Source organism: Paenibacillus sp. FSL H8-0175 (genome assembly GCF_045040615.1).
GTDB classification, from domain to species: domain Bacteria; phylum Bacillota; class Bacilli; order Paenibacillales; family Paenibacillaceae; genus Paenibacillus_AQ; species Paenibacillus_AQ odorifer.
The window spans coordinates 3,532,890-3,546,044 of sequence record NZ_CP150299.1 but is presented as its reverse complement, the minus strand read 5'-3'; the positions used below and the strand labels follow the sequence as shown (position 1 = coordinate 3,546,044).

At 47.0% G+C, this 13,155-nt stretch carries 13 protein-coding genes; 1 reads left to right on the top strand and 12 read right to left on the bottom strand.

All coding sequences use genetic code 11. The features are described 5' to 3' along the window. Positions 1-163 precede the first annotated feature (163 nt). The 11 genes from MHH46_RS15865 to MHH46_RS15815 form a co-directional block, all read right to left on the bottom strand. Positions 164-1,510 (bottom strand): LLM class flavin-dependent oxidoreductase, encoded by a 1,347-nt coding sequence (locus MHH46_RS15865; protein WP_076125544.1) that lies wholly within the window; start codon positions 1,508-1,510, stop codon positions 164-166. Between the two features lie 75 nt (positions 1,511-1,585). After that, positions 1,586-2,065: a DinB family protein gene (locus MHH46_RS15860; RefSeq protein WP_076190340.1), complete on the bottom strand. Its 480-nt coding sequence runs from the start codon at positions 2,063-2,065 to the stop codon at positions 1,586-1,588. Further along, on the bottom strand, positions 2,065-3,237 hold the full coding sequence (gene solA, locus MHH46_RS15855) for an N-methyl-L-tryptophan oxidase (RefSeq protein WP_076190341.1): 1,173 nt from the start codon (positions 3,235-3,237) through the stop codon (positions 2,065-2,067). The genes MHH46_RS15860 and solA overlap by 1 nt, the downstream gene beginning before the upstream one ends. Beyond that, positions 3,234-4,415: an amidohydrolase gene (locus MHH46_RS15850; RefSeq protein ID WP_076190342.1), complete on the bottom strand. Its 1,182-nt coding sequence runs from the start codon at positions 4,413-4,415 to the stop codon at positions 3,234-3,236. The genes solA and MHH46_RS15850 overlap by 4 nt, the downstream gene beginning before the upstream one ends. Before the next feature lie 53 nt (positions 4,416-4,468). Beyond that, on the bottom strand, positions 4,469-5,485 hold the full coding sequence (locus MHH46_RS15845) for an LLM class flavin-dependent oxidoreductase (protein ID WP_076125550.1): 1,017 nt from the start codon (positions 5,483-5,485) through the stop codon (positions 4,469-4,471). 11 nt (positions 5,486-5,496) lie between these two features. Further along, positions 5,497-6,249 carry an amino acid ABC transporter ATP-binding protein gene (locus MHH46_RS15840; RefSeq protein ID WP_076125552.1) on the bottom strand — a complete coding sequence of 251 codons (753 nt, stop codon included), beginning with the start codon at positions 6,247-6,249 and terminating at the stop codon, positions 5,497-5,499. Next, a complete protein-coding gene (locus tag MHH46_RS15835) occupies positions 6,246-6,956 on the bottom strand; it encodes an amino acid ABC transporter permease (RefSeq protein WP_076125553.1) in 711 nt (236 codons plus the stop codon). The genes MHH46_RS15840 and MHH46_RS15835 overlap by 4 nt, the downstream gene beginning before the upstream one ends. Beyond that, the gene (locus MHH46_RS15830; protein WP_076190343.1) at positions 6,953-7,738 is read right to left on the bottom strand and encodes an amino acid ABC transporter permease; all 786 of its coding nucleotides are present in this window, start codon (positions 7,736-7,738) and stop codon (positions 6,953-6,955) included. Before MHH46_RS15830 ends, MHH46_RS15835 begins: the two co-directional genes overlap by 4 nt. A gap of 35 nt (positions 7,739-7,773) precedes the next feature. Beyond that, positions 7,774-8,631 (bottom strand): transporter substrate-binding domain-containing protein, encoded by an 858-nt coding sequence (locus MHH46_RS15825; RefSeq protein ID WP_076190344.1) that lies wholly within the window; start codon positions 8,629-8,631, stop codon positions 7,774-7,776. Between the two features lie 13 nt (positions 8,632-8,644). After that, positions 8,645-9,151, bottom strand: a complete 507-nt coding sequence (locus MHH46_RS15820; protein WP_076133225.1) for a GNAT family N-acetyltransferase — start codon at positions 9,149-9,151, stop codon at positions 8,645-8,647. Between the two features lie 119 nt (positions 9,152-9,270). Beyond that, positions 9,271-10,164, bottom strand: coding sequence for a LysR family transcriptional regulator (locus tag MHH46_RS15815; RefSeq protein WP_076190345.1), 894 nt, complete (start codon positions 10,162-10,164; stop codon positions 9,271-9,273). A 294-nt stretch (positions 10,165-10,458) separates the two neighbouring features. Between MHH46_RS15815 and MHH46_RS15810 the strand changes: the two genes are divergently transcribed. Continuing rightward, the gene (locus MHH46_RS15810; protein WP_076190346.1) at positions 10,459-10,998 is read left to right on the top strand and encodes a GNAT family N-acetyltransferase; all 540 of its coding nucleotides are present in this window, start codon (positions 10,459-10,461) and stop codon (positions 10,996-10,998) included. Positions 10,999-11,102: 104 nt separating this feature from the next. Here the strand turns inward: MHH46_RS15810 and MHH46_RS15805 are convergent, their stop codons facing one another. Then, positions 11,103-13,040 (bottom strand): hypothetical protein, encoded by a 1,938-nt coding sequence (locus tag MHH46_RS15805; RefSeq protein ID WP_076190347.1) that lies wholly within the window; start codon positions 13,038-13,040, stop codon positions 11,103-11,105. Between the last annotated feature and the right edge of the window lie 115 nt (positions 13,041-13,155).

Below are 13,155 nucleotides of genomic sequence, written 5' to 3'. Positions count from 1 at the left end.
CCCTGCCTATATAACAGTGATTGGTTATCTATTGCTCTGATTGGTTCTTTAAAGCGCTTACGTTGTTAGACAAGCTCCGCTCGCACGCAAATAAACGCAGCCTTAAACGGCTGCGTTACATTTTTTATGACGAAAGCTAATTATTCGATTCAAATTATTATTGTTAATGTACGGCTTTTTGCCCTACCGGTTGTGAAGCCTTGGAATAGCGGTTCTCTGGCAATGGAATACCGAGATTTCCACGCAGGGTGCTACTTTCGTATTCAGTGCGGAACAGGCCCCGCTCTTGCAGAATCGGCACTACCCGATCGACGAATTCCTCCAGTCCATTAGGAACAGCAGCTGCGATCATAAATCCGTCTGCTCCTCCACCCTCAAACCAGGTTTGAATCTGATCAGCCACTTGCTCAGGTGTGCCAATAAAGCTGCTGCGCGGGGTAGCGGATTGTAAGGCGACCTGTCTTAGTGTTAAGCCTCTCTCCTTCGCGTCCTTTTTGATTTTATCCGTGCCGCTCTGAAAACTATTGCGCCCCAACTCGCCAAGCTCAGGGAACGGTTCATCCAGCGGATATTGCGAGAAATCATGATGCTCGAAGAATCTGCCCAAATAGTTCAGTGCATTCTCAATCGTCACGAGACCAGCAACCTCCTGATATTTACGCTCTGCTTCCTCTGATGTGTCGCCAATGATTGGTGCAATACCAGGAAAGATCAGCACCTCATTCGGATCCCGGCCAAATGAAGCTACCCGTGTCTTAACATCGCTATAGAATGCCTGGGCATCTTCTAGCGTTTCGTGGCCAGTGAAGATAGCATCCGCTTCCTTTGAGGCGTAATTTTTACCAACTTCTGAGGAACCTGCCTGAAACACGACTGGCTGCCCCTGCTTCGAACGAGCAATATTGAGCGGTCCTTTCACGGAGAAGAACTCTCCTTGATGGTCCAGGGTATGCATTTTTTGCGGATCAAAGAATACACCTGTTTCTTTGTCTCGAACAAACGCATCATCCTCCCAGGAATCCCATAATCCGCGGGTCACCTGCAAATATTCGGTAGCAATACGGTAACGCTTGCCATGGTCAGGATGCTCTGTTTTGCTGTAATTCGAGGCAGAGCCTTCCAGCGGTGAAGTCACCACATTCCAGCCGGCCCGGCCACCGCTGATTACATCCAGTGAGCCGAATTGACGCGCGACGGTAAACGGTTCACTGTAGGAGGTGGACAGGGTACCAACCAGACCGATGTTGGTGCTGACGGCGGCGAGTGCGCTAAGAATGGTCAGCGGTTCAAACCGGTTAAGGAAATGCGGAATGGACTTTTCATTAATGTACAAACCGTCTGCGATGAAGATCAGATCCAGCTTGCCTTCTTCTGCCTTCTGTACCCACGCTTTGTATAATTCAAAGTTTACACTTGCATCCGGCTTAGCATCAGGATGGCGCCACATCGACGTACTGCCTCCTACTCCATGCAGCAGTGCGCCTAGCTTCAGTTGTTTTGGTTTGGTCATGTTCATTCCTCCTAAAAGTTTTGTGAGCATACGATTCCCAGGTTTTACTTCATGCAAAACTAACTATGAAAGTATTCATTGCACGAACGATGCATTGGCTGCGCCCTGCTTGATTCGCTCAATCTGGCCAAGATGTCTCTCTACATGTGCGGTGAAGCTATGGACGATATCGGAAATTTTAACGTTTTCCCCCTTGAAGTTAACCCCGCTTTTCTCCCAATCCTCTGCGCTGAGTCGTTCAAACAATAGACTGTTATAATAAAGCAGGCTGCGGAACAACTCCAGACTATCGGAAGCACTACCACTATTGGCGTACTGGCCGCTGACCCAAGTGTCCTGATTGAAGACTGGCAGCTGCGCAGTTGTAGCAGCGAGAATATCACGGATACGGAACGAAACCACAATGCTGTGATCAGCTAGATGGGCTAACACCTCAGTAATACTCCAACTCGTTGGTGCTGCCTTCCATTTCAGCTGTTCCTCTGATAACCCTGCGGTTGCATGCACCAGTTGGTTGTGCGTACTTAAAAAATTGCTAATTTGAACTTTGCTCATTAAATCCCCTCCAAAATTAGGCCTGCTTGCGAATGATCAGGTGTAAAACGTGATAACGCAAAAGGTTGAATGTTGTGGTTGGTAGCTCCACTTGTCGCCAAATCAGCAAGTATTTCACCTACAACACTAGAAAATTTAAAACCATGCCCTGAGAACCCTCCGGCTACCAGCACATTGGAGTGGAGCGGATGGCGGTCAATAATGAAATCTTCATCAGGTGTATGCTCATATTTGCATACAGATCCTTTAAGTAATCGGCCAGCTGCACCCGGCATGTAAGTCTCCAGTACTCTTCGGAGGTCTTGCTCATCGCTGGTTTCACTGCCAAAGGGAGCAAGTAGTGTGCCTGGTTTCCATTCCAGCCCCGTATCGTGCCGGCCGATCTTCAGACCGGCTCCAGCAATGCTGGGAAAGCCATAATAGCCACCTTCCTCAGCTCCTAGCGTGAAGCCAGGGAAGTTACCGGCTGCAAAAGCAGGTGAGCTCTCAAACCAGCCCACAACTTTGCGGATCGCCTTGATTGGCAAATGCACAAAAGGCGCTAACGCACCAAACCAGGCTCCGGCACTAAGGATAGCTGACGCTCCGTGATAATCGCCGTTTGTTGTATGAACTGTTACACTGCTTTCGCGGGCGGTGATGTTTACTACCGAAGTGTTCGTCAACAGTTCCGCACCCTGTCCAAGGGCAAGCTGGCGGTAGGCGGAGATACAGCGCTCGCTGTACAAATACCCGGCATCTGGTTCATACATTGCTGCGAATGTTTCCGGAATGTTCAATCCCGGCCAGCGCCGCCGGATCTCTCCGGCATCCAGATGCTGGACCTGCACCTTCCGTTTCTTTGCTTCCGCGAGACGACCGCTGAAGGAATACACTGCACTATCTGCGAGATTCAAAACGCCCGAGCGGACAAGCAGTTCTATTCCGCTCAACTGCTCGGCTTCTTGCCATAAATGATCTGCCCGCAGAGCCAAATTAATGTAGGCGGGATCACCACTGTAAGCATGCCGGATCAGCCGCGTTTCCCCGTGATGGCTTCCCTGTGTATGTGGAGGATCAAAGGCATCAATTAGCAGCGTCTTCACTCCGCGCTTCGCAAGATAGTAACCGGCACTCATGCCCATCGAGCCTGCGCCGACGATAATTACATCGTAACTGTTATGTTCAGCTATAATTCTGCACCTCCTTCGGGACTGTACTGCACTAGGGATCGTACAGCTACATCCGCAAGGAAACGTGCTGCCACAGGGAGTGCACGTTCATCCAGATTGAAGGCCGGATGATGCCATTCCTGGCTTCCTTCAGTACCTACAAAAACGAACAGTCCGGGTACCACGCGCTGATAGAAGGCGAAATCCTCTCCAGCCAGAGAAAGCTCTGGCTGAATCGCTCGGTAGCCAAGAGCTTCGACCGATTCAACTCCAAGCGCTGCTAGGGAGGGATCGTTGATAACCGGAGGTGGCCCTTCTATCCAGCGAACGGTAGCTTCTGCTCCAAGAGCCGCTGCTACACCGACCGCCACTTCTTGAAACCGCTCCAGCACTTTGCTGCGCACCGTTTCATCAAAGGTGCGGATCGTCCCTTCAAGCACCGCTTTTTCGGGGATAATGTTCCATGAATTGCCGCTGTGAATCTGCGTCACACTGACCACCGCACTCTGCAGCGGACTGACATTGCGACTTACAATGGACTGGAATGCCGTCACAATATGCGAAGCCGCTACAATCGGGTCTATGCCAGCTTCCGGAACGGCAGCATGAGAACTACCACCCTGCACTTCAATCACAAACCCGTCAGCTGCTGCCATTAAAGGACCACCCTTAATACCGATGGTTCCGACTGGCAGGTCTGGCTTGTTATGCAGCCCGATCACTGCCCGGACGTCTTCTAGTGCCCCGCTAGCAATGATTCGCTGTGCACCCTGCGCCTTCTCCTCCGCTGGTTGGAATAACAGGCGCACCGTTCCCTGTAATTGCTGCTCTCGCTGTTTCAATTGATAGGCGGCACCAATCAAGGCAGCCGTATGGAAATCATGCCCGCAGGCATGCATTTTGCCGGGATATAATGAAGCGAAGGATACTCCGCTTTCCTCCTGGATTGGCAAGGCATCAATATCTGCGCGCAGTCCGATGACCGAACCGGGCTTTTTGCCGCCAATCTCTGCGATCACGCCGGTAGACAGACCGTATTCTACGATCCTGACTCCTGCCCGCTCCAGCAAGGAAATAATATATTCTGTTGTGCCATATTCTTCATTGGACAGTTCCGGGTGCCGGTGCAGATGACGGCGTATCCCGATTAATTCTTCTTCAAGCGCTTCCGCACTCAACTCTTTAGCTTTACTTGTCATATACAGTCACCCTCCTTTACACGATTTCCTGTGTGATACCGAGCCCGCCCGCTTTATGCCTCTGCAGCCACTTCAGCGATTGCTTCGCTCAGTAGCTCAAAGGATCGGAGCCGTTTGTCAAAGGGCTGTACATTCGTCGTTATGATGAACTCCTCGACACCGGACGCCTCTGAAAGTTCCAACAACTGTTCACGGACAGATGATTTTGTTCCCTTGGTAATCTCCGGTTCCAGCTCTTCAATCGTGTAGGCTTCATTGCTCTGGCGGGCAAATTCCTCCGCCTGTTCCAAGGTCCCTACTGTCAGCTTCTTCCCGCTCGCCAGTTGAATCCGGATCAGCTTATGCGCACCTGCCAGTTCTTTCGCTCCCTCCTCAGTCTCAGCCACCACTAACGCTAAAGCGATAATCGCTTGCGGTTGTCTGCCCTGTGAAGAAGCGAAACCGCTGCGGTAAGCACGAATGGCATCCAGCGCTACCGCCTTATCGCTGTTAATAAACAGGGAGAATACGTACGGTAACCCCAGTTCAGCGGCAATTTCCGCGCTGCTTACACTCGCGCCAAGGACATACAACTCAGGAGGAATACCAGGAAGGGGACCTGCCTTCAACCCTGCCAGCGGATGGTTTTCTTCGAGGCGGTTATGTACATATTTTTCCAGCTCGATGATTTTATCCGTCAGGTCTGGGGTTTCAGCTTTTCCCTGCTGTAGTGCCTGTGTGCTACGTGGGAGTCCACCGGGAGCACGTCCCACACCGAGATCCACTCGTCCAGGAGCCAGTGTGGACAGCACATTGAAGTTCTCCGCTACCTTATATGGGCTGTAATGCTGGAGCATGATGCCACCGGAGCCAATGCGGATTCGCTCTGTTTTAGCCAGAAGATGTGAGATAAGTACTTCCGGGGAAGAGCCGGCTACCTGCTCGGAGTCATGATGCTCCGAAACCCAGAACCGGTGGAATCCAAGCTCTTCGGACAATTGTGCCAGCTTGATCGTATGCTGGAATGCTTCCTCCGGCGTTTCTCCCGGATAGATCGGACTTTGATCAAGTACGCTGATTGTAATAGCCATTATTTTTCCTCCTATATGGAATAGTTAAATTCAGGTGTGATCCGCTTCAGGAACTGCTTCGTTCTTTCTTCGCGCGGATGGTTAAACAGCTCTGCCGGAGTTCCTTCTTCAACAATGACGCCTCCGTCCATAAAAACCACATGATTCGCCACATCGCGAGCAAAGCCCATTTCATGAGTCACCACAATCATTGTGATGCCTTCCTTGGCAATTTTACGGATGACGGCCAGCACCTCACCCACTAACTCTGGGTCCAACGCCGATGTGGGTTCGTCGAACAATATAACCTCCGGCTCGAGCGCCAAGGCACGGGCAATGCCAACCCGCTGCTGCTGGCCTCCGGACAGCTGACTTGGATAGGCGTCCAGCTTGCTGCCAAGACCAACCTTTTCAAGCAGGGCAATACTCCGATTTTTCGCTTCGTCCTTCGGAAGCTTTTTGACAATCAGCAGTCCCTCCATCACGTTTTCCAGCGCGGTTTTATGGCGGAATAAATTGTACTGCTGGAACACCATTGCCGTTTTTTGCCGGAGCAGATGAATCTCCTTTTTGCGGGGATGTTTGCAGTTCACTTTGAAATCGCCGATGGCGATCTCTCCGCTGCTTGGCTTCTCCAGATAATTTACACAGCGTAAAAGAGTCGTTTTTCCTGAGCCGCTGGGACCGAGAATGACGACAACTTCACCCTTCGTCACCGTTAAATCTATATTATTGAGCACCTGATTCCGACCAAATGACTTCGAAATTTGCGCAAGCTTGATCATGCTACTCCACCTCGATTGTACAGATTAATTCTTTTTTCAATCAGCGACGTCACGCGTTCGATTAGGAACGTAAGTCCCCAGAAAATCAGTGCTGCCGCCAGATAAGCCTCAAAAAACTTCCAGTTCGTTGAAGCTACAATTTGCGCCTTAGCATTGATATCCACCACCGAAACGGTAAAAGCAAGGGTAGATCCATGCAGCATACCAATTACCGAATTTGACAGATTAGGCAGACTCGCCGCCAGCGCCTGAGGAAAAACAATCCGCCGCAGTGCCTGGGGCGTGGTCATTCCGATAGAATGGGCCGCTTCCAGCTGACCGCGATCCACAGCAAGCAGACCGGAACGGACAACCTCGGACATATAGGCTCCCGCTGTAATCGAGAACGAAATATAGGCAAAACCGATCATCGGAATGGCTACCGACCTGAAGCTCCAGCCGAACTGCACTGCCAGACCATCGATTAACACGGGAAGTCCAAAATAGATAAGCAAAAGATGCGTCAGCATGGGTGTCCCGCGGATGAACGTAACATAACCGACAGCCAGCGGATACAGCAGCGGAATTCTGTATATCCGGATCAACGCTACAGCCACACCAATCACAAATCCAATGAGTACTGAGACAGCAGTAATAGATAAGGTCACAGGAATTGCACTTAAAATTTGCACCAGAGCAGTCCAGATAAAAGATGGGTCCAGCTTCATAATCCGCTACCTCCTTTACCCGGTCCAAGTTCAGCAATGATGCGGCGGTAGGACCAGCTTTTGTTGATTTTGAACGTTTGTTTCTCCGGTGTATTCCGTTTCTCATGCCGCAGCAGCCGGCGTTCTGCTATAAGCAGCAGTTTCTCGATTGTAAAGCTAATGACCAGATAGATTAGCACAAGCGCGATATACGTTTCAATAAAGTGCTGAGTTAAGCTTCCTAGCGTCTGTGCTTTACCTGACATTTCCATCACCCCAAGAGTAAAGGCCAATGACGTATCTTTCAGTAGAGCAATCACCAGATTGGAGAATACCGGAACTGCGATTCCGAGCGCCTGCGGCAGCACGATTCGCGTAAAGGCTTGAAACCCCGTCATCCCTGTAGCATAAGCAGCCTCTACCTGCCCCTTATCCACCGCCATTACAGAAGCCCGGATCATTTCGGACATGTATGCCCCCGTATGCAGCCCGTAAGTAAGAATCACAAAAACAAGCACCGGAGTCCGGGTCATATCGACATGAACCAGCTTCATAATTTCGGGCAGACCATAATAAAACAAGAAGAGCTGGATAAGAATCGGAGTTCCCCGAAAAAAAGAAATATAGATTTCGGAGATGGTTTTTAACACAGGCACTTTATAAAGTCTTGGCAGAGCTACGAGAAAGCCGACAAGAATTCCTGTCAGTAGAGAACAGGCGACAATCAGAAGCGTGGTGCTTAAAGTCCCTAGTAACTTAGGCAAAAACGAAAATACAAAGCTGATATCAAACTGTGCGCCCATATATCCCCCCCCCCTTCCCGTGCTCACCGGCTCAATCATTTCACCGAATCCGCTGTAACATCCGCACCCAACCATTCCGTACTAAGCTTGCCTAGTGTGCCGTCTGTCTTCAGCTCTTTAATCGCACTGTCAATCGCATCTGACAGCTTTTGTGAATCGGCATCATCCTTACGGAAAACATAGAGAATGTCCGCGGAGGATAGCTCGTCGCCCGTAGCTTTTAGCTGACTCTGCGGATCAATGATCGGCAGGACAAAATCTGCAGCCAGCGTAGCGTCCACACGCCCAGTACTAATCTGTGCGACGGTATCATTCGCTGCACCATTCTGATACACGATATCAATCGCATTGTCATTCTCTTTATTGTAGTTCTCGAGTATTTGTGCTTGTGCACTCGTTGCACCTACAAGCACCTTTTTCCCTTTGAGATCATCAAGCGATTGGATTGAATTATTATCCTTTGCCACTACAATGCGGTTTCTCCAGTGGGCATAGGCTTCTTTGTTAAAAGAGTATTTCAGCTCCCGTTCCGGATTTTTCTCCATGACATGGGCGACCAAATCGATTTTTTTGGTTTCCAGGCTCAGCAGCAGATTGCTGAAATCCATGGTTTGAAATTCGAATTCATATTCTGGCAGCTGCTTATCGATTTCTTTGAGCAGTTCCACATCAAATCCGGTGAGTTTACCATTCTCATCTATGAAGCAGACTTTCGGAAAAGCAGTACCCGTGCCCACAATGATCTTAGTTACCTTTGCCGAATCCTTTGCCGGTGCCGCAGCTTCTGCTGCATTTCCATTCTGATTGCTGCTAGCGCTGTTACTGTTGTTTCCGCAGCCGGCAATCGCCAGTGTCAATACCGATGCAAATACTAGTAAAATGGACTTTTTCATTGTTTTATCCCCTTTAAATGAACTGTGGTTTGTCTGTAAGTGTTTTTTTCATCAGATACATAATGCCGTCACCGTTCTGCTGATCCAGTTCTAAAAACCGTTCGTACCCCCGGCGTTCATACATTTGAACCAACCACGGATGTTTCTTCGCCGTTGCCAGCGTGACTGCAGCCGAACCTAACTGACCAGCAATAATGTTCTCTTCCACCCAATCCAAAAGTTTTCCACCATAACCTCTGTTACTGTAATCTGGATGGGCAGCAAACCATTTGATAAAAGGCAATGGGCTAATCTTCTTAATCTCTTCTTCTTTTGAAAGGGTTATGGTCGCAACTATCGTTCCGTCAACTTCAAGCACATAACACTCATTCGTAGCTATATTGTCTTCAATAAGCGCCAAGTCGGCTGTGGCCGCCGGCCAATGCAGTCCGAGTTCACGAATCAGCTGATAGGCACGATATGTAACATCTAGCAATTGCTCCGCATCCTTCAGTTCTGCCAGCCTGTATACCTCACTCATCACATGCCCTCCAGCCTTTCGAAAATTAACTTTATAATCCCTATCGAAATAGTCGTGATTATATGCAATTAACTTTATCACTGCATGTGTCCATGCGCTAATAGAGTTTTTTAATACATCTATACAATTAGTCGATCTCCCACTTTACCAATCCCCAGTTCTAGCAGAGTTTTGATGAATTCTGCGTTCTCTCCATTTAGCGAAATCAGGCTGGTTCGTAAGGAGATGCCTTCCGTCTCCGCAATATCCACCCGGATCAGCGACCCAACCGCCACTTCCTCCTGCACACTGAGGGCGGGAAGGAAACAGATGCCTGCTTTTTTCAATACCAGCTTTTTGGCTGTCTCCAGGTTATCTACCTGATATTCAATCTTCGGTGGCTGTTCCATACTCTCAAATACACGATGCAGCCGCATCCAATCCAAAGATCCGCATTCAAAAAAAACCAACGTCTCCTGGCGGATATCCTCCAGTGATGCCCGCTGTGCTTCAGCAAAGCGGTGTCCCTCATGTACATACAGTGAGATGGGGTCCTCGCAGAAAGGAAAGGTTTGAATTGCAGGATTTACTACCTTACGGATAAAAGCCAAATCAACCTCTTTTGATTTCAACTTTTCAGTCAATACTTCCGTAGAAGCTGTCATCAGCTTGATTGTGATATGAGGATATCTGCGCTTTAAATGAAGCATCAGATGGGGCATTAAATAATTGGAAACCGAGACCGTACTGCCGATTCTCAGTTCATTTGGAATGTGCCCCTTAGCCTGAACCTGATATTTTCCGTTCTGATAAATCTGGAGAATCTGCTGGGCATAGGGTAGAAACTGTTTACCTTTATCCGTCAGGTTAATCTGCTTCCCCAACCGATCAAACACTTTGCAATCCAGTTCCCTTTCTAGCGATTGGATCCGGGCCGTTACTGTCGGCTGTGAGATATATAGGACTTCGGCCGCCTTATTGAAGCTTCCATAATGATTGATGTAGACAAAGGCCTCAATATTTTCAATGTTCATCCCTAATCCCCCTATGCTTTTATTAATTTTACTATTCCGATGAAAAAACAATGAATTATAGTGATGCTTTCCTATAGATTTTGTTTATATCTTAGTCATCGCCCTATTTTTTGTCAACAATTAATTCCGTGTAAATCAATCGGATTTTGAATCAAACGTTATGTTTATTTCATATAGAACTTTTCTATTCCTATATCAGAATTATAAAACCCCTATTATTCCACTGGGAATTATCATATATAATAATTTCATTCGAATGAACATTACATTTGTCTGAAAGGGGATAGCGAAAACATGTCACAAAAGATCATTATCCGTGAAGCTGAGAATAAAGATAGTAATGATATCGCCGAAGTGCTGTTAGATGCATACCATCAATATTCGGAGATCATGCCTGAGCCGTTGTGGCTGGAGTATCGAAAATCGCTTCTTGATTCCGTTCATGGTGATACTCCGCTCGTACGGATCATCGCTGAAATCGACAAGAAAATCGTTGGTAGCGCACTCTTGTTCAGCTCCTCGGAAACGGCTTACGGGAAACCGGAGCTCGGGATTCACTCCCCGATCCTACGTCTGCTAGCCGTATCTCCATCCGCTCGTGGTCTCGGCGTTGCAACCCTTCTGATTCGCGATGCTGCACGGAGATCACTACAGTTGGGTGCCACCACCTTGAACCTGCACACCTCGGAAATGATGTCTTCAGCCATCAAACTGTACCAGCGCTTAGGCTTTAATCGTGCATATGAGACCGATCTTATGAACGGTAACACTCTAGTACAAGGCTTCCGGCTAGACCTGCTGTCCTCCGTCCGTTCTACAGCGGGACAAATATAGAATTCGAGAATTCTTAAATATTTGTCTTTTAAATATAAAAAGAAGCCTCGGAAAGCTTCCCCAATGATCTTGTGTGATCGTTACGGTGAACTCCCGAGGCTTATTTATTTTTCTTTTTTATAAGTGATTTCTTTAAAACTCACAGTGATTTCCCCCGTATTATCGGCATCGCCCATTCGAAGATCTGTAGTAACGGTAGCACGGGAAGGGATGGACGAAAAGCTTGCCCCCTTCTGCTTCTTTTTTACATCATAGAGATAATAAGAAACATCCTTAACATTAAGCCCTACATTATCCTTGTGTATAAGTTCTACAGTATAGGATTTTATCACGGCTACATTAGCGTCCATCCACCCCACAACTTCAATAGCTGTATCTTCATGGTTGCCTTCAGTCTTAATGGAGCCGATGGAAAGACCATCCTGATTATAAAAATTAATTTTTTGTGCAGCTATTTTCAGATAATCGATATCGATGTCAAGAATTCGGTTTTCGTTGACTTCTGCTGTATCCATCCAGGCAATCGTGCCCGCCGGGTTCCACTTTATTTTCTCAGAAGGTACATATTGCTCTTGTGGTAACGGTACAGTACGAAGAGAAACTCCTTTATTATCGTAAAAGGTTAATTCGCCGCTCTCATCATCATGTACAAATCTTTTAAAAGTTGGTGAGAGGAACAGGGATGGCGCCCCGGTCGTCGAATGTGGGATTACGCGATATTTCAGAAGATGAACATCGTCCTTTCCTGTTTTCAGATCAAAGATCCATACATTGCCGAGATAACTCTGCATAAACAATTTTTGCTCATCAGCTTTCCATTGAAATTTATAAATGTAATCATAATCATATGAAAGCGGCCAGAAGTTTTCCCGAAGTCGTTCAATCTTTCCTGTAAGAACATTATATGAGGACAAATGATATTGCCCAGCTTTTTTCGTCACATCCGATTCCAGAAATAATAGATGATCCTCATCCAGCGGGATTAGCATATTATAGTTGCTCATAAAAGCATTATTCCAGCGATTATTGGAATCGTTGAGCTCGTCGCTCCATTTCACCTTTACCTCATCCGAAGCAGGATCATGGGCTAACAAAGCGTTGACAGCATTATGGTCGCCATAGAAAAGATGAATGGTATGATAAGCGATCCCTTGCAGTTCAACTACTTCTCCACCGTTTAATAGATAGTTATTTTCGGATAGGCCAATCGGTTTGGCCACCAGATCTCCAATAGAGTTCCGTTCTGTATTAAACTCCAAACCATTAAATTTTGCTTCCGAGAACAGAATCTTTTTTAACTCGGCAGTTGATTCGTTAGTAAGTGTGTAGCCTGTATCCGTTTCGTTCACATTCATTAACATGCCCTGCTCGCTTGTCTCGTTAATCCATAAATGAAAGGCATATTTATTATTATCTGAAATTAGAACGATATCGTAGTTAGGCGTTGCGGTATTTAAATTCCCTGGTATTTGTTCAGCGGTACGGATGGCTCGGACGAAAATATCTATGGTTTCATGATCTGTGTATTCATCCTTTATGTTAGCATTCACCGAACCATGTGCTAGAGCGTTTGCTAATGTGATTCGCTTGATGGTCTCATCTAATTTTAGATTATCTGATTCTACTTGTTGTTCATTTGATTGAAATAAGGTAAGCAAAGCAGTCTTATCCGTTTCAGATAACTTGTAATGCCCATTTACTCCTGATTTGGTGAAAAGACCATTATTATTGCCCATAATCCAGAATGAGAATTTTTCGTTTTCTTTATTCTTCAATTCAACAATAGCCTCATAATCAGGTGCTGCAATATCAAGCTTCGCGTTGTCATACTCAGCAGTATGTATAGCTTTATTGAAACGTTCTATTAGCTTTTGGTCCGTTATGGTTATTAATCCGCCGCTATCATTATGGATTGTCATGGAGTCCACAGAACTCAAATCGATTAGCGTTTGATTCCCTTTATCTTTATTCCCTGTATTGACACATCCAACAAAGATCATTGAAATAACTGCTAAAAGGGCTAGTAGATTTAACTTTTTCATATAGGCTCTCCCTTCTTATTCTCTCTTCTTTGACGCCGGATAGAGGATAAAGTTGCAAAAAATGAGATTTTACACCTATTTAAAAAGATCTAAATAAGCCAAATCTAGCCTGTAA

Coding starts and splice junctions, on each gene's coding strand:
- MHH46_RS15865 (WP_076125544.1), bottom strand. CDS start 1,510: ATGACCAAACCAAAACAACTGAAGCTAGGCGCACTGCTGCATGGAGTA.
- MHH46_RS15860 (WP_076190340.1), bottom strand. CDS start 2,065: ATGAGCAAAGTTCAAATTAGCAATTTTTTAAGTACGCACAACCAACTG.
- MHH46_RS15850 (WP_076190342.1), bottom strand. CDS start 4,415: ATGACAAGTAAAGCTAAAGAGTTGAGTGCGGAAGCGCTTGAAGAAGAA.
- MHH46_RS15845 (WP_076125550.1), bottom strand. CDS start 5,485: ATGGCTATTACAATCAGCGTACTTGATCAAAGTCCGATCTATCCGGGA.
- MHH46_RS15840 (WP_076125552.1), bottom strand. CDS start 6,249: ATGATCAAGCTTGCGCAAATTTCGAAGTCATTTGGTCGGAATCAGGTG.
- MHH46_RS15835 (WP_076125553.1), bottom strand. CDS start 6,956: ATGAAGCTGGACCCATCTTTTATCTGGACTGCTCTGGTGCAAATTTTA.
- MHH46_RS15830 (WP_076190343.1), bottom strand. CDS start 7,738: ATGGGCGCACAGTTTGATATCAGCTTTGTATTTTCGTTTTTGCCTAAG.
- MHH46_RS15825 (WP_076190344.1), bottom strand. CDS start 8,631: ATGAAAAAGTCCATTTTACTAGTATTTGCATCGGTATTGACACTGGCG.
- MHH46_RS15820 (WP_076133225.1), bottom strand. CDS start 9,151: ATGAGTGAGGTATACAGGCTGGCAGAACTGAAGGATGCGGAGCAATTG.
- MHH46_RS15815 (WP_076190345.1), bottom strand. CDS start 10,164: ATGAACATTGAAAATATTGAGGCCTTTGTCTACATCAATCATTATGGA.
- MHH46_RS15810 (WP_076190346.1), top strand. CDS start 10,459: ATGTCACAAAAGATCATTATCCGTGAAGCTGAGAATAAAGATAGTAAT.
- MHH46_RS15805 (WP_076190347.1), bottom strand. CDS start 13,040: ATGAAAAAGTTAAATCTACTAGCCCTTTTAGCAGTTATTTCAATGATC.